Raw genomic sequence first — 454 nt, 5'->3', positions numbered from 1 at the left:
GAACCCATAAAGAAATCGGCTACCATATCCCCTTGTTTACTGCTGGACTGGATAATGTGCGTCATCAGATCCAGGGGCTTTTCACACGGATGCTTACCCGGCGAATATTGAACAGGCGCAAACTGCCAGACATCGGTATAGGGGACATCGGGTGTGACGGAGAACGGGCGGCGCAATAACATGTAATTTTGCTGTTTCAGTGACTCTTTATATTGCCGTGATAAAAATTGATGTTCTGCCACCAGCTCATGATATGGCCGGTTCAGTTTCCCGCCGAACAGCCCCTGTAATGTTTTATAGTCCGTTTCATTGGGTAACGCCCATTGGCTCTTTCTGAACCAGTGGCTGGACATCTGTTTGCCCGTCGCCTGATTTATCTCTTTCAGTCTGATACCCGATGCTTTCCAAGTAGTACGAAAATAATCAATCAGCGGTTTAAACATGGATTGTTTCA

The 454-nt window shown here is 46.7% G+C and carries 1 protein-coding gene; it reads right to left on the bottom strand.

The genetic code is table 11. The features are described from left to right. Window positions 1–443: DNA methyltransferase (locus AACQ81_RS05795; RefSeq protein ID WP_336885701.1), on the bottom strand; the 443-nt coding region annotated here is incomplete at its 3' end. Window positions 444–454 lie beyond the last annotated feature (11 nt).

Origin of the sequence: Xenorhabdus sp. Sc-CR9 (assembly GCF_963897815.1) — a bacterium.
Taxonomy (GTDB): Bacteria; Pseudomonadota; Gammaproteobacteria; order Enterobacterales; family Enterobacteriaceae; genus Xenorhabdus.
The sequence above is the reverse complement of the archived record's forward strand: the minus strand, read 5'-3'. Positions and strand labels throughout refer to the sequence as shown.